General features: G+C 35.0%; 24 protein-coding genes. 5 read left to right on the top strand and 19 right to left on the bottom strand.

The annotated features are described in order from the left end of the window. Positions 1 to 109: 109 nt before the first annotated feature. From A6B44_RS06635 to A6B44_RS06695, 13 genes are all read right to left on the bottom strand, one after another. The gene (locus A6B44_RS06635; RefSeq protein WP_090919243.1) at positions 110 to 493 is read right to left on the bottom strand and encodes a hypothetical protein; all 384 of its coding nucleotides are present in this window, start codon (positions 491 to 493) and stop codon (positions 110 to 112) included. Positions 494 to 613: 120 nt separating this feature from the next. Next, a complete protein-coding gene (locus A6B44_RS06640) occupies positions 614 to 1,054 on the bottom strand; it encodes a hypothetical protein (protein ID WP_090919240.1) in 441 nt (146 codons plus the stop codon). A 519-nt stretch (positions 1,055 to 1,573) separates the two neighbouring features. Further along, positions 1,574 to 2,446 (bottom strand): DMT family transporter, encoded by an 873-nt coding sequence (locus tag A6B44_RS06645; protein ID WP_090919237.1) that lies wholly within the window; start codon positions 2,444 to 2,446, stop codon positions 1,574 to 1,576. 70 nt (positions 2,447 to 2,516) lie between these two features. Further along, a complete protein-coding gene (locus A6B44_RS06650; RefSeq protein ID WP_090919233.1) occupies positions 2,517 to 3,377 on the bottom strand; it encodes an acyl-CoA thioesterase in 861 nt (286 codons plus the stop codon). Between the two features lie 55 nt (positions 3,378 to 3,432). Then, positions 3,433 to 4,584 (bottom strand): tRNA 2-thiouridine(34) synthase MnmA, encoded by a 1,152-nt coding sequence (gene mnmA, locus A6B44_RS06655; protein WP_090919230.1) that lies wholly within the window; start codon positions 4,582 to 4,584, stop codon positions 3,433 to 3,435. Positions 4,585 to 4,589: 5 nt separating this feature from the next. Next, positions 4,590 to 4,835 carry a (Na+)-NQR maturation NqrM gene (gene nqrM / locus A6B44_RS06660; protein WP_090919227.1) on the bottom strand — a complete coding sequence of 82 codons (246 nt, stop codon included), beginning with the start codon at positions 4,833 to 4,835 and terminating at the stop codon, positions 4,590 to 4,592. Between the two features lie 20 nt (positions 4,836 to 4,855). Then, a complete protein-coding gene (locus tag A6B44_RS06665) occupies positions 4,856 to 5,896 on the bottom strand; it encodes an FAD:protein FMN transferase (protein WP_090919224.1) in 1,041 nt (346 codons plus the stop codon). A gap of 163 nt (positions 5,897 to 6,059) precedes the next feature. Then, positions 6,060 to 7,286, bottom strand: a complete 1,227-nt coding sequence (nqrF, locus tag A6B44_RS06670; protein ID WP_090919221.1) for an NADH:ubiquinone reductase (Na(+)-transporting) subunit F — start codon at positions 7,284 to 7,286, stop codon at positions 6,060 to 6,062. Positions 7,287 to 7,298: 12 nt separating this feature from the next. Continuing rightward, on the bottom strand, positions 7,299 to 7,895 hold the full coding sequence (gene nqrE, locus A6B44_RS06675) for an NADH:ubiquinone reductase (Na(+)-transporting) subunit E (protein ID WP_090919218.1): 597 nt from the start codon (positions 7,893 to 7,895) through the stop codon (positions 7,299 to 7,301). Between the two features lie 2 nt (positions 7,896 to 7,897). After that, positions 7,898 to 8,524: an NADH:ubiquinone reductase (Na(+)-transporting) subunit D gene (locus A6B44_RS06680; protein WP_090919215.1), complete on the bottom strand. Its 627-nt coding sequence runs from the start codon at positions 8,522 to 8,524 to the stop codon at positions 7,898 to 7,900. Further along, positions 8,524 to 9,297 (bottom strand): Na(+)-translocating NADH-quinone reductase subunit C, encoded by a 774-nt coding sequence (locus A6B44_RS06685; RefSeq protein WP_090919212.1) that lies wholly within the window; start codon positions 9,295 to 9,297, stop codon positions 8,524 to 8,526. Before A6B44_RS06685 ends, A6B44_RS06680 begins: the two co-directional genes overlap by 1 nt. After that, positions 9,290 to 10,522 (bottom strand): NADH:ubiquinone reductase (Na(+)-transporting) subunit B, encoded by a 1,233-nt coding sequence (locus A6B44_RS06690; RefSeq protein ID WP_090919208.1) that lies wholly within the window; start codon positions 10,520 to 10,522, stop codon positions 9,290 to 9,292. The genes A6B44_RS06685 and A6B44_RS06690 overlap by 8 nt, the downstream gene beginning before the upstream one ends. A gap of 1 nt (position 10,523) precedes the next feature. Then, a complete protein-coding gene (locus A6B44_RS06695) occupies positions 10,524 to 11,864 on the bottom strand; it encodes a Na(+)-translocating NADH-quinone reductase subunit A (protein WP_090919204.1) in 1,341 nt (446 codons plus the stop codon). Positions 11,865 to 12,229: 365 nt separating this feature from the next. On the opposite strand from A6B44_RS06695, the gene nfuA reads away from it, so the two are divergent. The 3 genes from nfuA (at position 12,230) to dusA (ending at position 14,437) form a co-directional block, all read left to right on the top strand. After that, entirely contained in the window at positions 12,230 to 12,811 is a 582-nt protein-coding gene (nfuA, locus tag A6B44_RS06700; RefSeq protein WP_090919199.1) for a Fe-S biogenesis protein NfuA, read from the top strand. Positions 12,812 to 12,940: 129 nt separating this feature from the next. Further along, positions 12,941 to 13,384, top strand: a complete 444-nt coding sequence (locus A6B44_RS06705) for a GNAT family N-acetyltransferase (protein WP_176673489.1) — start codon at positions 12,941 to 12,943, stop codon at positions 13,382 to 13,384. An 84-nt stretch (positions 13,385 to 13,468) separates the two neighbouring features. Then, a complete protein-coding gene (gene dusA, locus A6B44_RS06710; protein WP_090919192.1) occupies positions 13,469 to 14,437 on the top strand; it encodes a tRNA dihydrouridine(20/20a) synthase DusA in 969 nt (322 codons plus the stop codon). Between the two features lie 92 nt (positions 14,438 to 14,529). Here the strand turns inward: dusA and A6B44_RS06715 are convergent, their stop codons facing one another. Continuing rightward, positions 14,530 to 15,822 carry an AmpG family muropeptide MFS transporter gene (locus tag A6B44_RS06715; RefSeq protein WP_090919189.1) on the bottom strand — a complete coding sequence of 431 codons (1,293 nt, stop codon included), beginning with the start codon at positions 15,820 to 15,822 and terminating at the stop codon, positions 14,530 to 14,532. A gap of 184 nt (positions 15,823 to 16,006) precedes the next feature. Here A6B44_RS06715 and A6B44_RS06720 point away from each other — a divergent pair, with 184 nt between their 5' ends. Together A6B44_RS06720 and A6B44_RS06725 are read left to right on the top strand one after the other, a co-directional pair. Then, on the top strand, positions 16,007 to 16,393 hold the full coding sequence (locus tag A6B44_RS06720; protein WP_090919186.1) for a hypothetical protein: 387 nt from the start codon (positions 16,007 to 16,009) through the stop codon (positions 16,391 to 16,393). Between the two features lie 123 nt (positions 16,394 to 16,516). Continuing rightward, positions 16,517 to 17,899, top strand: coding sequence for a Na+/H+ antiporter family protein (locus A6B44_RS06725; protein ID WP_090919182.1), 1,383 nt, complete (start codon positions 16,517 to 16,519; stop codon positions 17,897 to 17,899). A gap of 51 nt (positions 17,900 to 17,950) precedes the next feature. On the opposite strand, the gene nagZ is transcribed toward A6B44_RS06725, so the two are convergent. From nagZ to A6B44_RS06750, 5 genes are all read right to left on the bottom strand, one after another. After that, positions 17,951 to 18,973, bottom strand: a complete 1,023-nt coding sequence (nagZ, locus tag A6B44_RS06730; protein WP_090919179.1) for a beta-N-acetylhexosaminidase — start codon at positions 18,971 to 18,973, stop codon at positions 17,951 to 17,953. 123 nt (positions 18,974 to 19,096) lie between these two features. Beyond that, on the bottom strand, positions 19,097 to 19,741 hold the full coding sequence (adk, locus tag A6B44_RS06735; protein ID WP_090919175.1) for an adenylate kinase: 645 nt from the start codon (positions 19,739 to 19,741) through the stop codon (positions 19,097 to 19,099). Between the two features lie 60 nt (positions 19,742 to 19,801). Then, positions 19,802 to 20,569: a tRNA cyclic N6-threonylcarbamoyladenosine(37) synthase TcdA gene (gene tcdA / locus A6B44_RS06740; protein WP_090919172.1), complete on the bottom strand. Its 768-nt coding sequence runs from the start codon at positions 20,567 to 20,569 to the stop codon at positions 19,802 to 19,804. Next, a complete protein-coding gene (locus tag A6B44_RS06745; RefSeq protein ID WP_090919169.1) occupies positions 20,562 to 21,743 on the bottom strand; it encodes a hypothetical protein in 1,182 nt (393 codons plus the stop codon). The genes tcdA and A6B44_RS06745 overlap by 8 nt, the downstream gene beginning before the upstream one ends. 16 nt (positions 21,744 to 21,759) lie before the next feature. Beyond that, positions 21,760 to 23,691, bottom strand: a complete 1,932-nt coding sequence (locus A6B44_RS06750; protein ID WP_090919166.1) for an ABC transporter ATP-binding protein — start codon at positions 23,689 to 23,691, stop codon at positions 21,760 to 21,762. Positions 23,692 to 23,698 lie beyond the last annotated feature (7 nt).

Here is a 23,698-nt window from a genome sequence, read left to right on the forward strand (position 1 = left end):
TTCCAACTATCAAAGGTGCACTCATGTTGCACTAAGCTACTAGGATAATAATCAATGATATCGCACTCACCCTTTTCATTAGTGATGTTAAAAAATAATGTTTACAAAGTTAAAAAACTATTATGTCCTCTACCTGAATAGCGTCATAAATTTTTTGAGGTACATTATCCGTTACTGTAACAAATTCTACGCCTTCTTCTCCTACCCAATAGTAATAGCTACCACGAGGTAAAAACACACATTCTCCTTCGTTAATATTCAGTGCTGTTTCTTTGCAAACGTGTTCTACACCAATATCCTCTTGGTATGCTATGCTACCTTTTAATACATACAAAGTATGATCCAACCGCTTAGTATGTATAGAATTTATTAGTGGCTGAAATCTATTTATATAAAATAATAGATAACCATTTCTCTTTTGATATTTACACAGCCTGTATTCTAATCTAAATGTATCAATTGGTGATTCAGTATATACTTTTTTAATTAACATACTCTATTCCAGAAATTCAATATGATTATAGTTAGTAATCTATTTCATAGTATCCAGTTCATCCAATGTGGGGTAGTGTGTTACTTCTTTAAATGGGGGATCAAAATTGCCCTCTATTAACTAATAATCATAATTCCATTCAATATCATCATCACTCACCCATTGAATCCGATTTGATGCTATCTTAGGATTATTAAGAAAATCTTCAACAACAAGCCAAGCCTTATCTGCTGAAATATATGTCCCAACTGGCATAAAATTCTCTTCATTATCTTCAATAAACTCATTTAATAGACTGCTATCACCCAATGAGTAACAACCATTACCATTATGTGAAGGTTCATACATTAAATTGAAGCCATATTTAGAGTGTTCATTTATAACCAATGAATATATTTTATCCATTTCAATATAAACGAATGAAGCCCCACCAGATCCTTTTTTCCACTTATTTGGATCATAATTTAAAAAATAATCTATATACATTAACTTGTCATTGCTATCTGTTGTTGGCAGATCTAAAAAGTTAATATTAAAATGTGCTTTATTTTGTTTTTTCATTATGCTCAATCCAAGCTCAAAAAAATATTCCCCTATACAAGCCCCTACTCCCATTGAGTCAGCAGTGATTAGCATCTGGGGTTCGGAGCATAATTGCTATAGCAATTGTAGTGCAAGCCTATTTCTGAGTCAAAATATTACCTTTAAACATGTAGGCTGTTTTTGACTTGCTCGATGAAGAGTTTTTTCACCATTGGTTATTTTTAAGGTCTGATTTCTGGTTAAGCTAATACCGATAACATTATTAAATTCATTATATAACGGTCGCCATAAACGAACAGAGAGTTGATTAACCTCATTTGTGATAATAAATTATTGTCAATGTAACCCTGAGCAGTGATATAGGTTTGCCAGCTTAAAAGTAATTCTTTTTCAGCGACTTGCGTGGATCAAATATCCATTACACCTTATATCGCAATGACTCAAAGTGGTGTTGCACAAGCATTTGTCTCTTGAATTTTATCTTTAAGACTAGCTCCTTTAGCCATCATTTTTTATCTTCTCACTAAATATTTATCTTTAGCTCTTTACGTTAATACTCTTACGGCGAAAAATAGTTAAGGCAGTACCCAATAAAATTATCACTGTTCCTAATAACATCTGAAGTGATACTTTTTCATCAAGTAACAATACGCCCCAGAAAATACCAAATATTGGAATAAATAGTGTCACCATTGCCGTCTTTGTCGGATCTAATAGTTGAATCAGTTGATAAAAAACGATCATTGCAATAGCAGTTGATAACACCGCAATAGCAAACACAGAACTCCATGCTGTCCAACTAATCGTATTTTGAGGAAAAAATAAGATAACTATCGGTAACATCACTATCCCTGAGGCTAATAATCCTGAAGCCGCTATTGTCATTGGACTAATAGCAAATAAGTATCGCTTTGCTAGATTACTACTCATTGCATAACATAGGCAAGCTCCCAATGCGGAAATAAATGCCCAAATACTTCCTTCTCCCTGCAATCCATCTAACATTAATAAAGCAACACCTAAAATACCAATAATCAACCCCAAAAACTGTTGTTTTGACAAATAATATTTAAAAAAGAAATGAGAAATAACTCCCGTCATTACAGGAACGGATGCATTAATCACTGAGGTTACTCCTGCAGTCAAATGATAAGTAGCAAGCGTAAATAACATAAAGGGAATACCTGTATTAAGAATACCAATTAATGACAATTTCAGCCAATGCTCTTTATATTCTTTGAAACAGCTTGGTTTTAATAAAATAGGAGATAAAATCAACCCTGCAATCCCCACTCGTAAACCACTAAATGCGTAAGCACCCAATTCAGGGGCGCCTACTCGCATAAACATAAAAGATGCACCCCACACTGCAGCAAGGAACACAAAATAAATGGGGATTTTATAATTCATATCAATACTTCTTAATCATAAACACAAATACCTACAAAATAATCTCTAATCATCAACTTTATGTAACTTTTTAAGAGGAAAAGCGAAGCATTCCTTCTTGTTGAACGGTTGCCAACAGATTACCTGTTTGATCAAAAACTTGTCCTCTCGTCAATCCTCGTCCTCCTGAGCTATTATTGCTCTCTAACGCATATAAAATCCAATCATTTAAGTCAATATCACGATGAAACCAAATACCGTGATCTAAAGTGGCAAATCGCATTCCCTGCTGCATTATTCCTTTCTTATGAGGATGAAGTGCCGTTGGCAAGCAATGAAAATCTGAAAAATAAGTAAATAAGCATTGTTGTAAGCGCTGATTAGCTGAAGCAACTTTTCCATTTACTTTTACCCACACAAACTGCTCTGGGGGAAGTTTTACTCCCTTAAAAGGATTATTCACATATTTAATTCTGGCATCAAATGGCCGCTCTTCTTGGCATTTTTCTTTTAAATGCTCGGGCAAGTATGATGCCATCGATTGAATTAATTCATTTTCTGAATAAAGAGCTGCAGGTTCTTCCACTTTTGGCATTGGGGATTGATACTCAAATCCCTCTTCTTTCAGTTGAAATGACGCGATCATTCGACAAAGTATTTCATCATTTTGTTTTGCTAATATACTAACAGCAGTGAAGCTTACTCCCTCTCGTAAAATATCTGTTTCATAAATAATGGGAGAATGAATATCTCCAGCCCTTAAAAAATAAGTATGAAAAGAGTGCAAATGTCTCTCTAATTCAACCACCTCCATTGCAGCACTTAATGATTGAGCCATCAATTGACCACCAAATACCTTCAGTAAACCTAAATCTTCTGATTCCCCTTGAAAGGTATTTTCATTAATTTTTTTTAATGTTAATAACTGAATTAAATTTTCCAATGCTTTCATTCTTATATTTCCTTTTATAAAACAAACCTCTATCTACTCAGATAGAGGTTATCATTTATTTTAACTGCTCTTCAATAACACCGCCACCTAAACAAACTTCACCAAGATAAAAGACAGCGGATTGACCTGGAGTTACAGCAATTTGAGGCTCATCAAAAATGACCTTAATGGTATCATCATCAATAGGCTGAATTTCACAAGCAACATCAGTTTGGCGATAACGTGTTTTGACAGTACAACGTAAATTTTTACGAATAGGTTGACGATCGACCCAATGTAATTGTTGAGCAATTAAACCAGTTGAAAGTAATGCACTGTTATCGTGTCCCTGTGCCACAATCAACTCATTATTGATTAAATCTTTCTCCACCACATACCAAGGCTCTTCAGATTTATTTTTTAAACCACCAATACCTAAGCCCTTGCGTTGCCCCAAGGTGTGATACATCAAGCCTTGATGTTGACCTATTACTTCACCACCAATGGTTTTGATATTACCGACTTGAGCAGGAAGATAGCGGGCTAAAAAGTCTTTAAACTTACGCTCACCTATAAAACAGATCCCTGTGGAATCTTTTTTCTCCGCAGTGACTAAACCTAAATCCTCGGCAATTTGGCGAACAATAGGTTTTTCTAGTTCACCGACGGGAAATAAACTTTGAGCTACTTGATCTTTACTTAAAGTATATAAAAAATAACTTTGATCTTTATTCGCATCTAAACCACGTAATAACTGAGATTGTCCCTCAAGATCACGACGACGTACATAATGCCCTGTTGCAATATAATCAGCACCTAAATCTTCTGCAGCGTATTCTAAAAAAGCTTTAAATTTGATCTCTTTATTGCATAAAATATCCGGATTTGGTGTTCGTCCTGCTTTATATTCACTTAAAAAGTGCTCAAAGACATTATCCCAATATTCTGCGGCAAAGTTAATTTTATGTAGCTTAATGCCTAATTTATCACATACCGCTTGAGCATCAGCTAAATCAGCCGCAGCGGTACAATAATCGGTATCATCATCTTCTTCCCAATTCTTCATAAACAAGCCTTCCACTTGGTAACCTTGTTGTTGAAGAATAAACGCAGAGACCGATGAGTCTACTCCCCCAGACATTCCACAGATAACCTTTTTCGTCGCATTTTCAGTTAACTGGCAAGCGGTCACTTGTGAGCAATTATTTACAAATGTTTGTGATTTCATACCCTTTACTTCACTTCATAAAAAGAGGAATTTTGTTTAAAACGCTCAAGTTCTGTTGGATCTGCTTGACCTTTTTCAACCTTATCTTTTAAGTTGTCACAAGGCTCTTCACAGTCACACATTTTTTCCATTCCTAATGCAGAGATCCCCCCACAACTTCCTTTAATTGTTTTACCTTTAACAATATAGCCAATTGACATTGCAAAAATGATTGCAAGAAAAAAGCCAAAGGTTAATAAAATAGTTTCCATTTATCACTCCAAATAATCAATTATAAATGTGTTAATTTCTTAAATTCACTCGACATTTTAGTCTCATAGCCATTATCTGTTTTAATAATTAAAAAAATCGCTAAATGTTCTCTTTCTGCAATTTCTAATGCTTTATCTGTACCAAGTACAAACAACCCTGTCGCTAAACCATCTGCTTTCATTGATGTATTTGCTAATACGGTAATAGAGGCAAGATTATGGCTAATTGGTTTTAGCTGTTTTGGATCAATAATATGCGATAAACGATTTCCTTCGTCATCTTCAAAATAATTACGATAACTTCCTGATGTGGCTATACCTAAGTTACTAATCGGCACTAAAATTTGAATTTCTTGACCCTGCACTAAAGTTGGTTTTTCTATAGCAATTTGCCAATCATCTTTATGTATATTCTTCCCTTTGGCTCTTAGCTCGCCGCCAATCTCTACAAGATAATTTTCAATGCCTAGTTGTTCTAAATATTGTGCCAACTTATCAACGCCAAATCCTTTTGCAATAGAAGAAGTATCAATATACACCTTTGAGTGAGTTTTCACTAAACTAAATTGATTATTTTCAGACAAAAGTCTAATTTTATTAATTCCAACTGCTTGTGATTTTTCTGCGATTTGTTGTTCTGTTGGTGCTTGATTTAATCGTTTATCAGGTCCAAATCCCCATAAATTGACTAAAGGTCCAACGGTAATATCTAACGCACCTTGAGTGATTTTATTTAACTCAAATGCACTTTTAACAACTGTTGCAAAGTCTTTAGAAATCACAAAAGGTTTATTTATTTCTATCGATTGATTAAAACGACTAATTTCAGAATCTTTTTGATAGGTAGACATCGCATTATTCACCCCCACCAACAAATGATCTATTTCTTTTTTTATCTCTGCTGGTTTAAGCAATTCTTTGGTATGCTCATCAATATATTTAATATGATAAGTCGTTCCCATCGTTTTTCCTTCAAGACTGATTTGCTCCGACTCTTGATTACACCCACTCAATAAAAACAATGCCAGTGCCAACGCACTAAACAGTTTTAATTTATTCATAGAAACATCCTTCGTACATAAAATTTAAGTTTGCTAATTTTAACATAAAATAAACAAAGCGGTCAGATTTGTAAAAAAATTTGCAAATCTGACCGCTTGTTTTTGTTTGATCTCGTAAAAACGTAGCACGCTACCTCTCTACAAATCTTTATCAATGCTCTAATTAGCCACCGAAATCATCAAGTAAGATGTTTTCATCTTCAACACCTAGATCTTTTAGCATACCAATTACAGCTGCATTCATCATTGGAGGTCCACACATATAGTATTCACAATCTTCTGGTGCTTCGTGATCTTTTAAGTAGTTTTCATAAAGCACATTGTGAATAAAGCCCGTGTAACCAGTCCAATTATCATCAGGTTGTGGATCTGAAAGTGCTACGTGCCATTCAAAGTTTTCATTCTCTTTTGCAAGCGTATCAAAATCATTTACATAGAACATTTCACGTTTTGATCTTGCACCATACCAGAATGACATTTTACGTTTTGATTTCAAACGTTTTAGTTGGTCAAAGATATGTGAACGCATTGGTGCCATACCCGCACCACCACCGATAAATACCATTTCAGCATCGGTGTCTTTCGCAAAGAATTCACCGAATGGACCTGAAATTGTGACTTTATCCCCTGCTTTAAGTGACCAAATGTATGATGACATTTGACCCGGTGGAACATCTGGATTACGAGGAGGAGGCGTTGCAATACGTACGTTTAGCATAATAATGCCTCTCTCTTCTGGGTATGAAGCCATTGAGTAAGCACGTACGATAGGTTCATCAACCTTAGATACATAACGCCATAAATCAAATTTGTCCCAATCTTCGTGGTACTCTTTTGGAATATCAAAATCTTTATAAGCCACAGTATGTGGTTCAGCTTCGATTTGAATGTAACCACCCGCACGGAATGGCACATCTTCACCATCAGGAATTGCCAACTTAAGCTCTTTGATAAAGGTTGCCTCATTATCGTTAGAAATAACGGTACATTCCCATTTTTTTACACCAAAGATCTCTTCTGGTAACTCAACATCCATATTGCTTTTTACACTAACTTGACAAGATAAGCGATAACCCTCTTGTGCTTCACGTTTAGTAATATGCGAAAGCTCAGTTGGTAGGATTTCACCTCCACCACTTTTTACTTTAACCACACATTGACCACAAGAGCCACCGCCCCCACAAGCTGAAGAAACAAAAATACCTTTGCTACCTAGTGCATTTAGTAGTTTTCCTCCAGCAGGTAATGTAATTGCTTTTTCAGGATCATCATTGATTGAAATGGTAATATCGCCTGAATCTACTAATTTTGATTTAGCCACTAAAATAAGTGCGGCTAATGCAAATACGATTGCAGTAAATACGATAATACCGAAAATAAAATTACTCATTCGATATGCTCCTTATAGTTGAATACCTGAAAATGACATAAATCCTAATGCCATTAAACCAGCGGTAATAAAGGTAATTCCTAAACCACGAAGTCCTGCTGGAATATCCGCATATTTTAACTTCTCTGTGATCCCTGCAAGAGCAACGATGGCTAACATCCAACCTGTACCAGCGCCAATACCGTAAACCACTGATTCTGCAAAATTATATTCACGTTGTACCATAAATGATACACCACCAAAAATTGCACAGTTTACAGTGATTAGTGGTAAGAAAATACCTAATGCATTATAAAGTGCTGGTACAAACTTATCTAAAAACATTTCTAGAATTTGTACTAATGCAGCGATAACACCGATAAAGGTAATAAAGTTAAGGAAGGTTAAATCAACCCCTTCAACAAGTGCATTTTCTTTTAGTACGTGAACATAAACTAATTGGTTTACAGGTACTGAAATACCTAAAACCACGATTACTGCAATACCTAAACCAAAAGCCGTTGATACTTTTTTAGATACCGCAAGGAATGTACACATACCAAGGAAGAAAGACAGTGCCATATTTTCAATAAATACAGATTTTACAAATAGACTAATATAATGTTCCATTATTATTTCTCCACTTGTTCAGGTTTGAGAGTACGAAGCCCCCAAATTAAAAAACCGATGATAAAGAACGCACTTGGAGCAAGTAAGAACAAGCCATTTGTTTGATACCAACCACCATCTTGAATGGTTTGGAAAACAGTCATTCCAAATAATTTTCCTGAACCAATTAGCTCACGAATAAAGGCAACAGTCACAAGAATTGCACCATAACCTAAACCATTTCCGATACCATCCACAAAACTTTCTAATGGTGCAGATTTCATTGCAAAGGCTTCTGCACGTCCCATTACGATACAGTTTGTAATAATCAAACCAACGAATACCGAAAGCTGTTTAGACAAACCATAAGCATAAGCACGTAATATTTGGTCAACCAAAATTACTAATGATGCAATAATTGCCATTTGCACAATAATACGCACACTGTTAGGAATATAGTTACGGATAATTGAAATAAACAAGTTTGAGAATGCTGTTACAAAAATTACCGCAAATGTCATTACCACTGCAGTTTCTAATTTTGTGGTTACCGCTAACGCAGAACAGATACCCAAAATTTGCAATGCAATTGGGTTATTATCCATTACGGGTGATAACAATAACTTTTTCATATTTGATTTATCTGCCATTAGTTAGCTCCTGCTTTGAGTTTTGCTAAATATGGACCGAAGCCATTTTTACTAAACCAGTATTTAAATGTACCATCAACTCCACGAGACGTTAAGGTTGCACCTGATAATGCATCAATTCCGTGCTCTTTGTCTGATGAACCACCTTTTGCGATAGTGATAGCAGACTCACCTTGTTCATTCAGTAATTTTTTACCTTTAAACTGAGCTTGCCATTTTGGATTTTCAATCTCACCACCTAATCCTGGTGTTTCACCTTGCTCATAGTATGTAATACCATTGATAGTATTTCCATCTGGTTGAATAGAAATAAAACCATACATCACAGACCATAAGCCTGTTCCATAAATAGGAACAATAACTTGGCTTAATTGATTATCTTCACCTTTTACAAGATATACTTCTGCATATTTTGCACGAGTGCGAATGCTGGCTTTATCATCATTAGGTAAAATTTTAACATTTTGAGCAGGATCTTTTGCTGCCACTTTTGCATCAAAGTTTTTAATACCTTCAACATAGTCCCCTGTTGCCAAATCTACAATTCGAGGTTCAATGTTTTTAGTATAAATTTGCTTCACTTCTTTTTTAGTTACATCACCCTTTAATAAACCTGCCACATTTAAAATGTTTTTTTGTTTATCTAATGCTTTTTGTTCTTCTTGTGCTGATTTTAATAATACTGCCGATCCAGCTACAATAATTGAACAAACTAAACTTAACAGAACAACAATTGAAATTGTTCCGCCAATGCTATCTTTATTCTTAAACATTACGAGCTCTCCGACGTTTGATATTAGCTTGAACAACAACATAGTCAAATAATGGTGCAAACAAGTTAGCGAATAAAATGGCTAACATCATACCTTCTGGGTATGCAGGGTTTGCTACACGAATAATGACACACATTGTACCGATTAATGTTCCATACCACCATTTGCCTTTATTGGTAAATGATGCAGACACAGGGTCAGTTGCCATAAAGAACATACCAAGTGCAAAACCACCTAATACTAAATGCCAATACCAAGGCATTGCAAACATTGAGTTAGTTTCTGAGCCAATAAAATTGAATAATGTCGATGCTGCAATCATACCGATCATTACACCTGCAATAATTCGCCAAGAAGCAATACGTGTAAAGACAATGATTGCGGCACCAATTATAAGCATTAAGGTTGAGACTTCACCCATAGAACCTGGAATGTTGCCTAAGAATGCATCCATCCAAGTAATGGATTGACCTGTTACTGAATGCGTTAATGCACCTTGACCACCAGCTGCCCATTGGGAAAGAGCAGTTGCACCAGAAAAACCATCTGCAGCAGTCCAAACCATATCCCCTGAAATTTGAGCAGGATAAGCAAAGAATAAAAATGCACGACCCGCTAATGCAGGGTTCATAAAGTTTTTACCCACACCACCAAATATTTCTTTAGCTACAACTACCCCAAAACTTGCCGCTAATGCTGCTTGCCATAATGGTAATGTTGGTGGAACAATCAATGCGAGTAGAATAGAAGTAACGAAGAAACCTTCATTAATTTCGTGACCACGCACCATTGCAAATACGACTTCCCAGAAACCACCCACTAAGAAAATGGTTAAATAAATAGGAAGAAAATAGGTTGCGCCTAAGAGCATTTTACTAAATATACCAGCATCATTGCTTAAGGTTGCCCCTAACATATCTGATAAACCGTAGTGCCAGTTATTTACAAGACTATCTGCTAATGATCCTAAATGATGTGTAGCTGCAATGGCTTGTTCACCCACATTGAACATTCCATAAAACATTGCAGGAAACAAAGCTAACCAAACAATAATCATCATTCGTTTTGAATCTATAGCATCACGAACGTGAGAGTCTTTTTTGGTTACTGTTCCTTGCGTATAAAAAATGGTATAAGCTGCTTCAAATAAAGTATAGAATTTTTCATACTTTCCACCTTTATGAAAGGCAGGTTCCATTTTTTCAAAAAGATTGTTTAATCCCATTTTAACCTTCCTTCTCAATTTTTTCTAACGCCTGACGCAAGAGAGGACCGTACTCATTTTTACCTGGGCAAACAAAGGTACAAAGTGCCAAATCTTCTTCATCCAACTCTAAGCAGCCTAAGTTCTGTGCAGAATCAGTGTCGCCAGCAGCTAAATCACGTAATAATAATGTTGGAATGATATCTAATGGCATCACGCGTTCATAAGCACCGATTGGCACCATTGCACGTTCACCACCGTGTAAAGCAGTATTAAAATTAAATAATTTTTTACTGAAATGACCTAAGGTTGTACGTGTGATAGAGAATTTCTCTTTACCTGGCATAATCCAACCAAATAATTCTTTTTGACGTCCTTCAGCTAGCACTGAAACTTGCAAAGCATAACGCCCTAAATAATCAACAGGACCTTCTGCTTTCGCTCCGCTTAATACAGAACCTGAAATCACTCGATTTTCCCCTTCTTTTAACTCATTATTGGTTAATTGAGAAAGGTTTGCTCCAATACATGTTCTTACTAAACGAGGTTCTTTAACTTGAGGACCTGCTAAAGATACAATTCGATCAACGTATAATTCACCTGTAGTAAATAATTTACCTATCGCAATTACATCTTGATAATTGATGTACCAAACTGATTTAGAAATACTCACAGGATCAATAAAATGAATATGCGTCCCACTCAACCCTGCTGGGTGTGGACCTTCAAATTCGTGAATTTTTAAATTAGGTAGATCAACCGTTGGGATATTACTTCCACCAGCTTTACAAAGATGAACAGGACTCTCATCTAAATGACCTAACACAGTTAAACCATTGATAAAATCTTGCCAATGTGCTTTTAGGATAACTTCAGGATTTGCAGCTAATGGATTAGTATCCATCGCATTCACAAAAATTGAGGAAGGTTTACTGTCAATTGCAGGAGTTTTACTAAATGGACGACTACGAAATGCTGTCCACATACCTGAATCTACTAAATTTTGTTTCACTTGATCTGCGTTTAATGTAGCAAGTTCTGATACATCATAGCGAGAAAAAGTAATCTGCTCCGAACCCTCAACGCTAATTACAACTGATTGAAGAACACGTCTTTCACCACGATTAATCGCTGTGATTGTACCGCTTGCTGGAGCTGTAAAAACAACGCCTAAATTCTTTTTATCTTCAAAAAGAACCTGACCTTTTTTTACAACATCGCCCACTCGAACTTTCATCGATGGACGCATTCCCACATACTCTTCACCCAGTATCGCAACTTCATTCACGGTATTACCGTCTTGGATTACCTGTGCTGGTTTCCCATCAATAGGAAGATCCAAGCCTTGTTTAATTGTAATCATAATTATTTGCACTACTTTTATTGGGTTAATACAATGATTGCAAAACTGCAATCCCGTTATTGAGTTACAGTGAAAATAAGAATAAACACTCCACTTATTCTTAAAACACGCTGCTAATTTCTCAAATCTCGTTTTCTATAATTAACAATTTGCCCTAAGGAAAATGTAAAATAGAAATAAACAGGGTATTCTACCTAAAAAACCCCCTTGAGTTCTACTTAAAAAGTAACTTTTTTGTATTTTAAGTCTGAAATTTTAACAACTCGTAACAATAAATAAACAAATTCACCTAAAATTTGATACTGGTCAAATTTAATAATCACAGGTAGAATACGCTTACTTTTAGAAATCATAATGGAATTTGAATGAATATTACTATATCAGAAAATGCACAACTTCATTTTAAAAAACTACTTAAAGAGCAAGATGAAGGAACCCATATCCGTATTTTTGTTGTCAATCCGGGCACGCCACGTGCTGAATGTGGTGTTTCATACTGCCCTGCTGATGCTGTTGAAGAATCTGATACAGAAATAAAGTTTAATTATTTTTCTGCTTTTATTGATGATATGAGTATCAATTTTCTAGAAGATGCTGAAATTGATTATGTCACTGATGACTTTGGTGCTCAATTAACAATGAAAGCCCCTAATGCAAAAATGCAAAAAGTAGCTGATGATGCCCCACTTATCGAACGTATTGATTATGTTCTTCAAACTCAAATTAATCCACAACTTGCTAATCACGGGGGAATGGCAACCCTCACTCAATTAACGGATGATGGTATTGTAGTATTACAATTTGGTGGTGGTTGTAACGGTTGCTCAATGATTGATGTAACCTTAAAAGAAGGTATTGAAAAACAGCTTATTAGTATTTTTGGTGATGAAATCAAAGGCGTTCAAGATGCAACTGAACATCAAGCAGGTGAACATTCTTATTACTAATTTTTAAGCATAAACAAGCGGTAAGATTATAATGAAAATTTGTAAATCCTATGTTACCATCACAGGTAACAGTTTTATATAAAAGAGCTAAATAACACTTACTAAAATAGATAAACTAAGGAGCAAATGATGAAAATTTTTATAGCATCAGAAATAGATATTGATAAGATATCCGAATTGTTTAATTTGTACAGAATGTTCTATGAACAACCAGATGATTACCAAGCCAGTAAACAATTCATTGTTGATAATTTTAAAAATAAGCGTTCTGAAATATTTATATTAGAAGACAACGGAGAATTTATTGCGTTTGTTCAATTGTATACAAATTATTGCCCAATTGCTCTTGAAAGCTACAAATCCCTATCCGACTTGTATGTTAAACCAGAATATCGTAGAAAAGGTTATGCTTTCACTATTATGCAACATATCATTGATTATTATAAAGCAAAAGGTTTTCAAAGACTTACTCTTGAAACAGCAATTGATAATATAGCTGGACAAAAACTCTATGAAAAACTGGGTTATCAAAGAGAAGTTGATTTCTTCACTTATCATAAATTACTTAAATAAACTTAGCAGAAGGGTATTCAATATCAAAAAATACCCTTTTAATTACCTATAAAATACAATTTTCTAATTATTTCCATCATAACTATGCTAAACAAAAACTATCGTGGACGTTTTTCTGTTGCACCAATGCTTGATTGGACAACTTCCCATTGTCGCTATTTTCATCGACAATTTACCCAACACGCTTTGCTTTATAGCGAGATGATCACTGCCCCAGCAATTTTAAATGCAAAATATGATTTATTGGTGTTTGATCCTGCAGAAAACCCTGTTGTATTACAACTTGGTGGAAGTGATCCACAACAACTTGCACAATGTGCCAAATTAGTAGAACAGCGTGGTTATACTGAAATTAACCTTAATGTAGGCTGCCCTTCAGATCGTGTTCAAAATGGAATGTTTGGAGCTTGTTTAATGGCAAATGCAGAGTTAGTAGCACAATGTATTGAAGCAATGAAAAATGAAGTGACTATCCCTGTTACTGTTAAACACCGTATTGGCATTGATGAATTAGATAGTTATGAATTTTTGTGTGATTTTATTGAAAAAATACAGCCTGTTTGTGATGATTTTATTGTTCACGCACGTAAGGCTTGGCTTTCTGGATTAAGTCCAAAACAAAACCGTGAGGTTCCTCCTTTAAATTATGAGCTAGTGTATCAACTCAAAAAAGCATATCCTCATTTGAATATCAGTATCAACGGAGGGATTAAAACGATTGAGGAAATTAAACATCATTTACAATTTGTTGATGGTGTAATGGTGGGACGAGAAGCGTTTCAAAAAACCACTTTATTAGGTTATATTGATCAAGCTATTTTTGATGAAACTGCCCCTATCGTCACCCCCATTCAAGCTGTAGAAAAAATGTTCCCTTATATCGAACAACAGCTTTCTAAAGGCGTCTTCTTAAATCATATGGTTCGACCAATGCTAAATGCGTTTCAAAGCTGTCGAGGAGCAAAACAGTGGCGACGTCACCTCAGTGAAAACGCTCATAAACAAGGGGCGGGTATAGAAGTGGTTGAAACTGCATTAAGCTTTATAAAATAAAAGCAAGCGGCTACTTACTGATAAAAATTTGCAAATTTTTACGTAAATGTAACCGCTATATAACAAAGTAGCTCTATTCGTCTAAAAACTAATTAAGTATTTGTGACTTTTTCACTCCATGGCGCAACCCAAAATAAACAAATCATTCCTGGTATTGCCACAAAGAAACAACCAATAAAGAAATGGTAATAACCAAATTGCTCCACAAACCAACCTGTACCTGCACCCAATAATTTACTAGGAAGAGCATATAAGCTTGTAAAAATGGCTAATTGCATTGCCGTGTACATTGGATTCGTTTCCCTTGCCATAAATGCCACAAAAGCCACTGTTCCCAATCCAACGCCCAGATATTCACCTGAAATAACGAAACCTAGCTTAATTAACTCACTAATACCTATAGTGTCAGTATCAAAATGTCCAAAACTTGCTAAATAAGCAAAGCCTAAAATAGTGATAATTTGCACGACGCCAAATATCCACAATGCACGGTTTATACCTAATCTAATCATTGCAATACCACCAATGATCCCACCTCCAATACTACACCAAAAAGAGGTTAATTTTACCACTGAAGCAATATGTGTTTTAGTAAATCCCATATCTAAAATAAATTTAGTTTGTAGTGTCGTTGCAAGGGAATCTCCTAATTTATAAAGGAAAATAAATAGAATTAATCCTATCGCACCATACACGCCCTTACGAGTAAAAAACTCTTTAAAAGGATCCACAAAAGCGGTATAAAAAGGTTTGGAGTGATCATTTGTGGAGAAAATCTTTTCATCACTAAAAAAGATCGTGATCAATAAACCAGGAACTAAAAATGCTGCAGTAATCATAAATACACTTTCCCAAGCCATATGATCCGCCAATGCGAGTGAAAGCCCTCCTGGTATTAAACCGGCGACACGATAAGCATTCACGTGAATGGAGTTTCCTAATCCAAGTTGATTATCCGTTAAAATTTCTCGGCGATAGGCATCAATCACAATATCTTGTGTTGCTGATGCAAAAGCAAAAAGTAAGGATAATATTGAAATAAGGGTAATATCTTGTTTAGGATCAAAAAAACCATAACTTCCCAAAATAACAATAAGGACTATCTGGGCAACAAAAATCCACCCCCGACGACGCCCTAAAAATGGAAAAGGATAGCGATCTAACAAGGCTGCCCATAAAAATTTAAACGTATAGGGTAATGAAATTAAAGTAAAAGCAGCAATCGCTTTAATATCTAAATTCTCAGAGGTAAACCACGCTGGAATGAGTTGAATCAATACAAACAGTGGTAAACCCGAACAGAACCCCGTATAGATACAAAGCAACATATTTTTTGTAAAGATTTGTTGCCAAATAGACTGTTGTGGTAAGGTATTTTCAGTCATTTTATTTCCTTAATAAAAATGAAAATTATAGTTTACTCTTTTTATATAAAAAAAGGGATAATTATTCTAAATAAGTATCAAATTTTTCAATGCTTTTAAAACATAAACTCGCTTAACTTATGATTGCTCCCCTGTAAAGTATAAGCTAGACTTAATGAGTATTACTATTTTTAAGGAGAAAATAATGGGATTCTTATCAAAAACATTTGGTGGATTATCAAAATCTTACTATATAAGACACTTTCTATTTGGATTAATCTTTGTTGCTTTATTGATATTTACAGGCTATTCATCTTTTGAAAGAACAGGTAATCTGAACCATTTTATTGCAATATCAACTTTCTCTGTTGTCTTAAATATACTGTATCCTTACTCTCGATTTGTTTATGAAAGTGTTATTGACTATATTTTAGGAGATAACTTCTTTATTTTTAACGGTATTATTTTTCTGTTTGCAAAATTCATAACAATGCTTCTATGCTGGTATTTCTCTTTTATTATTGCACCAATTGGATTACTTTATCTCTACTTTTATCATTCAAAGCAAGAAAAATTACATCAAGAGAAATAAATCCGACTTAATCTTCTTTAAAAAGCGTAAAAATACTGAATAATACTAATAAAAAATACTAGACAATTGTTATTTTTTCGTTACAGTATTAGATTAATTCTAATAAAAAAGAGGTCAAACACAATGTTTTCAAATGAAGTTGTTATCTCAATTATTGTATTGCTTGCTTTAAGCTTATTACGAATAAATGTGATAATCGCCCTTATTATTTCAGCCTTAGTTTGCGGTATTATCGGAAATTACGGTGTTGATGGCATCACTCTTTCAGATGCATTATCCAAAACTATTAATAGTTTCTCTGATGGTTTAGGTGGTGGTTCTGAAACGGCGATGAATTATGCCATTTTAGGTGCTTTTGCGGTTGCACTGTCTAAGTCTGGCGTTACTGATTTACTTTCCTATAAAATTATTCAACATTTTGGCAAACAACCATCTGATCGTTCCGTTTTTTGGTTTAAATATATCCTATTGTTTGTATTGGTTGCATTTTCAATGTCATCACAAAATGTGATTCCAATTCATATTGCATTTATCCCAATTGTTGTGCCACCACTATTAAGTGTGATGAACCAATTAAAAATAGATCGTCGAGCGGTAGCCTGTGCATTAACCTTTGGTTTAACTGCAACCTACATGTTAATTCCTGCAGGTTTTGGACAGATCTTTATTCAAAGTATTTTGGTGAAAAACATCAATGATGCAGGTGCAAGTTTAGGTATAGCAACATCTGTATTGGAAGTGTCAAAAGCAATGTTCATTCCTGTTTTAGGTATGATTTTAGGTCTATTATGTGCCTTTTTCATTACTTATCGTAAACCTCGTACCTATATCGAAGATTGCCCTGAACCAACGGCAGAAAGTATTGAAGAACGAGTAAAACGAGTGAAACCATTCCACGTTAGTATTAGCATTGTTGCTATTATTGTTACTTGTACTGTGCAACTTGTAGTGGGATCAACTATTATGGGAGGACTCGCAGGACTTATTATCTTTGCTTTAGGAGGAGTCTTTAAACTTAAAGAAAGTAGTGATATCGTCCAACAAGGTTTACGCTTAATGGCAATGATTGGTTTTGTAATGATTGCAGCATCAGGTTTTGCCAGTGTCGTTAATTCAACAGGTGGAGTGCCTGAATTAGTTACTTCGTTAAGTGAAACTATTGGTGCAGATAACAAAGGTCTAGCTGCCTTCTTAATGCTCTTAGTAGGTTTATTTATTACGATGGGTATCGGTTCATCATTCTCAACGGTACCAATTATTGCTTCAATTTATGTACCACTTTGTTTATCTTTTGGTTTTTCACCATTGGCAACAGTTGCCATTGTGGGTGTAGCAGCAGCACTAGGTGATGCAGGCTCTCCAGCATCAGACTCAACCTTAGGTCCAACATCGGGCTTAAATGCTGATGGCAAGCACGATCATATTTGGGATTCTGTGGTACCAACTTTCTTACACTTTAATATTCCATTATTAGTGTTCGGTTGGATTGCTGCAATGATTCTATAACATAGAATCAGTCATAACATAAAAAGTTGGGTATAAATCCCAACTTTTTTATTATCTGTTACTCTCTTTAAACTCTAACCACTGGTGCTGTAACTGGCTTAGTTTTTGTGTTGCGGCTTTCCAGCGTGTTGTTGATTGTAATTCTCGCCACGTAATAGTTTTACGTTTCATCAATGAGAAATGACGCTCTTTCTGCTGCTGAGTTGGGGTATAGTTTAACTTATCTAAAACCTGTATCACGCCCTGCGGTTCATTGCATAACAATAACAAATCACAACCCGCATTTAGCGCTTTCTGACTACGCTCAACATAATCCCCCATAAAGCCAGCCCCTTTCATACCAAGATCATCAGAAAAAATCACCCCGTTAAAATTGAGCTGTTTGCGTAACACCTCTTTTAACCAATAACTTGAACCGCTGGCTGGCTGAGAATCACAGAGCGTATAAATCACATGAGCAGGCATAATAGCTGACAGTTTATTTTTTTGAATTAAATTCGCAAATGGCACAATATCTTGTTCCAAAATAGCAGTTTTAGGACGTTCATCAAAAGGTGTTTCTAAATGTGAATCAGCAATCACTCGTCCGTGACCAGGAAAATGCTTACCTGTGGTTGCCATTCCAACTTCTAACATACCATCAATAAATTGCTCTGCGACAGGTAACATTTCATTCACTTGCGATCCAAATGAACGATCGCCAATCGCTTTACATTGATGACCTAAATCTAACACAGGTGCAAAACTCAGATCAATATCCATCGCAAACATTTCCGCCGCCATAACCCAACCTGCCTCTTTAGCTAATTGTGGTTGCTTTAAGGCTAAGAAAGATTGTATTGCAGGCAAAGTGGTAAAGCCTTCTCTAAAACGCTGTACTCGTCCTCCTTCTTGATCGACAGTTATCAATAATGGCTTTTTCACTTCTTTGCGGATAGATTGAATTAAGGCTTGCAACTGTGCTTTGTCGTGAAAATTACGACTAAACAGAATCAGCCCTGAAATCAAAGGATGCTCTAAAATTTCTTTTTCTTCTTGGGTCAACGTATAGCCTGCGATATCGATGAGTAGCATAGTTTTTTCTCAATAATTAGTGTTTATCTGATACAACAAAGCGGCTACTTTTATAGAAAAATTTGCAAATTTTTCATTAAATCTAACCGCTTATTTCATTGTATTTTAAAGTAAAATTTCAGCTTAACCTAAAATCTTATCTAATTCAGCACTGACTTCTTCAACTTTTTTCGTACCATCTAGTTTGAAGTATTTTGTGTTGCCTGCTTGTGCTTCTTTACCATAGTATTCCACTAATGGCTTAGTTTGTTTGTGGTAAATCGCTAAACGATCTAATACAGTTTCAGGTTTGTCATCTTGGCGAATAATTAAATCTTCACCTGTTACGTCGTCTTTACCTTCCACTTTTGGTGGATTGTAAACCACGTGATAAGTACGTCCAGAAGGTTGGTGTACACGGCGACCGCTCATACGCTCAACGATCACTTCATCAGCAACATCAAATTCTAAAACAAAATCAATCGCAACACCTGATTCTTTTAATGCGTCTGCTTGTGGGATTGTGCGAGGGAAACCGTCTAATAAGAAACCTTTTTCACAATCTGGTTGTGCGATACGATCACGTACTAATGCAACGGTTAATTCATCGGGTACTAATTTACCTTCGTCCATTAACGCTTTTGCTTGTTTACCTAATTCAGTACCTGCTTTGATTGCTGCACGGAACATATCCCCTGTTGAGATTTGTGGGATACCAAATTTATTCATAATAAATTGAGCTTGTGTTCCTTTTCCTGCACCGGGTGCACCTAATAAAATAATTTTCATAAAATCCTCTTTGTTAATAAAAATAGTAAATATGACGTTAATTTTAACATTAAATCGCCATTAAATCTGCTTTAAAAGTTTATCAACTACACGACTTACCGCAAAAAATCCAAAAGTGGCAGTCACCACCGTTGTGGCACCAAAACCATTGGCACAATTCATTGTCGCTGACACTTCACAACCATCCCCCATTTTTGTAAAAATCAACGGCTGGGTTGAAAACACGCAATCCACACCAAATTTGCGTTTTGGATTGGTGCTGAAATTATACTCTTTACGCAAAATATTCCGGACTTTTGAGGCTAGAGGATCTTGGATTGTTTTGCTTAAATCGGTAATTTGAATTTGGGTTGGATCAGTCTGACCACCTGCTCCGCCCGTCGTAATCAGCTTAATTTTATTGCGTTTGCAATAAGCAATCAACGCTGCTTTGGTTTGCACGCTATCGATCGCATCAATCACATAATCATAACCACGCATTAAATAATCACTCAAATTATCTTTGGTTAGAAAATCATCGATAATTTGCACTTCGCATTCAGGGTTAATCAGTTTAATACGCTCTTGCATTGCTTCGGTTTTTAGGTTGCCTATTTGCCCAGAAAGTGCGTGAATTTGGCGATTGATATTGGTGACGCAAATATCATCCATATCAATCAAGGTAATCTTGCCAATCCCTGAACGAGCCAATGCTTCCACCGCCCACGAACCCACACCACCAATGCCGATCACACAAATATGCGATTGACGTAATTTTTCTAATCCTTGTGGCGTATAAAGACGACCAATACCGCCAAAACGTTGATCGTAGTTGTCTATTCTAGTCATAATAAGTATATTCTTTAATTGTTATTTTGATCGGAATAAGTTTCTTATTTTTTTCTTTATATTTAATTACTTTTACTAAATTATTTTTATCGTCATATCCATAAACTTTTTTATAATCTAAAATATCACGATTCATATATTTAGATTCTTCAGCAAGATTATTTTTATCATCATATTTATAAACTTTTTTATAGTTTAAAATATCACGATTTATATATTTAGATTCTTCAATAAGATTACCACTGTTATATTTAAAAATAAATTTGGTATATAACTCATTATTAGAATTATAATATGCCTTTTCAGTCATTTTTCTTTCATTATTATATTTATATATAACCTTAGTATTTACAGATCCATTTGTTAGAAAAGTAGTTTCTTCGATTTTATTTCCATTATTATCATATTTACGGTGCCAGCTAAATCGCCCTAAATTTCCATTTATATCATAAGACATATTTTCAATAATATTTTCTTTAGCATCATATTTTTTAATAGACTTAGCCGAACCAATTAAAATATTATCTTCATTATATTTATTACTTTTACATATTTTTTTACTGTCTTTTTGATTACATTTAGAAATCCATTTATACTCTAAACTACCATTAATTGTATAAGATGAGTTCTCAATCTCCTCTCCGTTTTTATCATATTTTGTTATTATATGACGATAAAAATTCCATTGATCATTAAAATCATACGAAATATATTCAATCAATTGATTATTTTCGTTATAGCTAAAGATATTTAATTTATCTAAAACACCATTACTTTTATAGGTTCTACTCTCAATTTTATTATTTCTATTATCATACTTTGATATAGTCTTATACCATATCGAACCTGAAGCGGATATTTCAATTGCATTATTCCTATCATCATATTTAACTGATTCAATATAATCAATATCTCCATTTTCCTTATATATAATATATTCAGTTTTATTCCCTCTTTTATTATAACGACCACCATACTCATAATACTTAGGATCTAGTTTCTGTATCTGCTTTGAACTATTAATTTTATTGATAATATCCTTATCAACAAATGATGCAGAAACAAAACTTTTTACTTTTCCATTAAGTCTATCAGTCTTCCAAGTACTATTCTCTAATGCGTTTACAGAATGAGTAAACAATATTCCACAAAAGATTGTTAATAAAATTCTCATCATATTTATCCTTTAATTAAACACTATTCTTAATATTTTCCAACTCTTCCCAACGCTCAAAAGCTTGTTCTAGCTCTTGCTCTTTATCGGCTAATTTTTGTAACTGAGCATTGGTATAGCTTGGCTCTCGTGCAAAAAACTCTGCTGAATTAACTTCTTGTTGTAAGGTTTCAATCTCGGCTTCAAGTTGTTCCATTTTTTGTGGTAAGCTTTCTAATTCTAAATTTTCTTTGTAAGAAAGTTTTACTTTTTTTGCATTTTTTGGTGTTGATGTGACCGCTTGTTTAGGTTCTTCTTTTTTAAGCGGTGCTTTTTGTACGACTTTTTGTGATTTTTCTCGAGTTGCAAACACATTATCTTGTTGCTGTTTTGCATCAAAATAACCACCTACATATTTATTTACCACGCCATCACCTTCAAAAAAATAGCACTCTGTTGCGGTGTTATCAATAAATTGACGATCGTGGCTCACAATAATCAGTGTGCCTTGATAATTTGTCAGCATTTCTTCTAACAGTTCTAAGGTTTCTACATCAAGGTCATTGGTCGGTTCATCAAGAATTAACAGATTATTCGGTTTTAATAATAATTTTGCTAATAATAAGCGATTTTTCTCACCTCCAGATAACGCTTTAACCGGTGTTCTCGCACGTTGTGGTGGGAATAAAAAATCTTGTAAATAGCCTAAAACGTGACGTTTTACACCATTAACTTCAACATCTTGTTTTCCCTCTGCAACATTATCCATCACGGTTTTTTCTAAATCTAATTCCGCTCGGTGTTGGTCAAAATAGGCAACTTCTAATTTGGTGCCACAATGCACTGTACCAGAAGTAGGTTGTAACTCATTAAGTAATAATTTAATAAACGTGGTTTTTCCACAACCATTTGCACCAACTAAAGCAATTTTATCGCCACGCTGAATAATGGTGCTGAAATCTTTTAATAATGGTTTACCATCAATACTAAAACTGGCATTTTCCATTTCAAAAACGATTTTGCCTGAACGGATGCGATTATCAACCGAAACTTTTACATTACCTTGCACTTCTCGGCGTTGCTGTCTTTCTTGGCGTAACGCTTTTAAGGCTCGAACACGTCCTTCATTACGAGTACGTCTTGCTTTAATCCCTTGACGGATCCACACTTCTTCCTGTGCGAGTTTTTTATCAAACAGATCATTTTGAAGGGCTTCAATTCGAAGATCTTCCTCTTTGGTTTCAAGATAAGTATCATAATTTCCAGAATAAGAAATTAATTTACCACGATCCAAATCGACAATACGAGTCGCCATTTTACGAATAAAACTACGATCGTGGGAAATAAAAATAATGCTTCCTTTAAAGTCCAATAACAGATTTTCTAACCACGCAATCGCATCAATATCCAGATGGTTGGTCGGTTCGTCCAATAATAAAATATCAGGATCTGCCACTAATGCTCGCGCTAAAGCAGCACGACGCACCCAACCACCCGAAAGTTCACATAAACGCATATCAGGATTAAGCTCTAAGATTTTTAAGGTATCTTGAATTTTATTTTCAAATCGCCAACCATCGCTATGCTCTAATTTTGCTTGCACTTGCGATAATTCACTCATCAACTGATCAGAATAATCCGTTTGCATTTGAGTCAGAATATGATGATATTCTTTTAATAAATCAGCCAAATGAGCGACACCCTCTGCCACATAATCAAAAACGGTATCTTCGATATGACGAGGGGGATCTTGTTCCAATCTTGCAATAACGATCCCTTTTTCAACGATTAATGAGCCATCATCCAGTTTGATTTCACCCGCAAGTACTTTCATCAAGGTTGACTTACCAGCACCATTTCTTCCTACCAGACACACTCGTTCGTTTGGTTCAATATGTAATTCACTGTGATCTAATAAAGGTTGATCACCAAAACCTAAACACGCATTAGAGAGATTTAATAAAGCCATATTTTCC

The organism is Pasteurella skyensis (assembly GCF_013377295.1).
In the GTDB taxonomy this organism is placed as follows: domain Bacteria; phylum Pseudomonadota; class Gammaproteobacteria; order Enterobacterales; family Pasteurellaceae; genus Phocoenobacter; species Phocoenobacter skyensis.

Bases quoted from the DNA above. Each gene is read 5' to 3' on its own strand.
- A6B44_RS06635 (WP_090919243.1), bottom strand. From the start codon at position 493: ATGTTAATTAAAAAAGTATATACTGAATCACCAATTGATACATTTAGA.
- A6B44_RS06640 (WP_090919240.1), bottom strand. From the start codon at position 1,054: ATGAAAAAACAAAATAAAGCACATTTTAATATTAACTTTTTAGATCTG.
- A6B44_RS06645 (WP_090919237.1), bottom strand. From the start codon at position 2,446: ATGAATTATAAAATCCCCATTTATTTTGTGTTCCTTGCTGCAGTGTGG.
- A6B44_RS06650 (WP_090919233.1), bottom strand. From the start codon at position 3,377: ATGAAAGCATTGGAAAATTTAATTCAGTTATTAACATTAAAAAAAATT.
- mnmA (WP_090919230.1), bottom strand. From the start codon at position 4,584: ATGAAATCACAAACATTTGTAAATAATTGCTCACAAGTGACCGCTTGC.
- nqrM (WP_090919227.1), bottom strand. From the start codon at position 4,835: ATGGAAACTATTTTATTAACCTTTGGCTTTTTTCTTGCAATCATTTTT.
- A6B44_RS06665 (WP_090919224.1), bottom strand. From the start codon at position 5,896: ATGAATAAATTAAAACTGTTTAGTGCGTTGGCACTGGCATTGTTTTTA.
- nqrF (WP_090919221.1), bottom strand. From the start codon at position 7,286: ATGAGTAATTTTATTTTCGGTATTATCGTATTTACTGCAATCGTATTT.
- nqrE (WP_090919218.1), bottom strand. From the start codon at position 7,895: ATGGAACATTATATTAGTCTATTTGTAAAATCTGTATTTATTGAAAAT.
- A6B44_RS06680 (WP_090919215.1), bottom strand. From the start codon at position 8,524: ATGGCAGATAAATCAAATATGAAAAAGTTATTGTTATCACCCGTAATG.
- A6B44_RS06685 (WP_090919212.1), bottom strand. From the start codon at position 9,297: ATGTTTAAGAATAAAGATAGCATTGGCGGAACAATTTCAATTGTTGTT.
- A6B44_RS06690 (WP_090919208.1), bottom strand. From the start codon at position 10,522: ATGGGATTAAACAATCTTTTTGAAAAAATGGAACCTGCCTTTCATAAA.
- A6B44_RS06695 (WP_090919204.1), bottom strand. From the start codon at position 11,864: ATGATTACAATTAAACAAGGCTTGGATCTTCCTATTGATGGGAAACCA.
- nfuA (WP_090919199.1), top strand. From the start codon at position 12,230: ATGAATATTACTATATCAGAAAATGCACAACTTCATTTTAAAAAACTA.
- A6B44_RS06705 (WP_176673489.1), top strand. From the start codon at position 12,941: ATGAAAATTTTTATAGCATCAGAAATAGATATTGATAAGATATCCGAA.
- dusA (WP_090919192.1), top strand. From the start codon at position 13,469: ATGCTAAACAAAAACTATCGTGGACGTTTTTCTGTTGCACCAATGCTT.
- A6B44_RS06715 (WP_090919189.1), bottom strand. From the start codon at position 15,822: ATGACTGAAAATACCTTACCACAACAGTCTATTTGGCAACAAATCTTT.
- A6B44_RS06720 (WP_090919186.1), top strand. From the start codon at position 16,007: ATGGGATTCTTATCAAAAACATTTGGTGGATTATCAAAATCTTACTAT.
- A6B44_RS06725 (WP_090919182.1), top strand. From the start codon at position 16,517: ATGTTTTCAAATGAAGTTGTTATCTCAATTATTGTATTGCTTGCTTTA.
- nagZ (WP_090919179.1), bottom strand. From the start codon at position 18,973: ATGCTACTCATCGATATCGCAGGCTATACGTTGACCCAAGAAGAAAAA.
- adk (WP_090919175.1), bottom strand. From the start codon at position 19,741: ATGAAAATTATTTTATTAGGTGCACCCGGTGCAGGAAAAGGAACACAA.
- tcdA (WP_090919172.1), bottom strand. From the start codon at position 20,569: ATGACTAGAATAGACAACTACGATCAACGTTTTGGCGGTATTGGTCGT.
- A6B44_RS06745 (WP_090919169.1), bottom strand. From the start codon at position 21,743: ATGAGAATTTTATTAACAATCTTTTGTGGAATATTGTTTACTCATTCT.
- A6B44_RS06750 (WP_090919166.1), bottom strand. From the start codon at position 23,691: ATGGCTTTATTAAATCTCTCTAATGCGTGTTTAGGTTTTGGTGATCAA.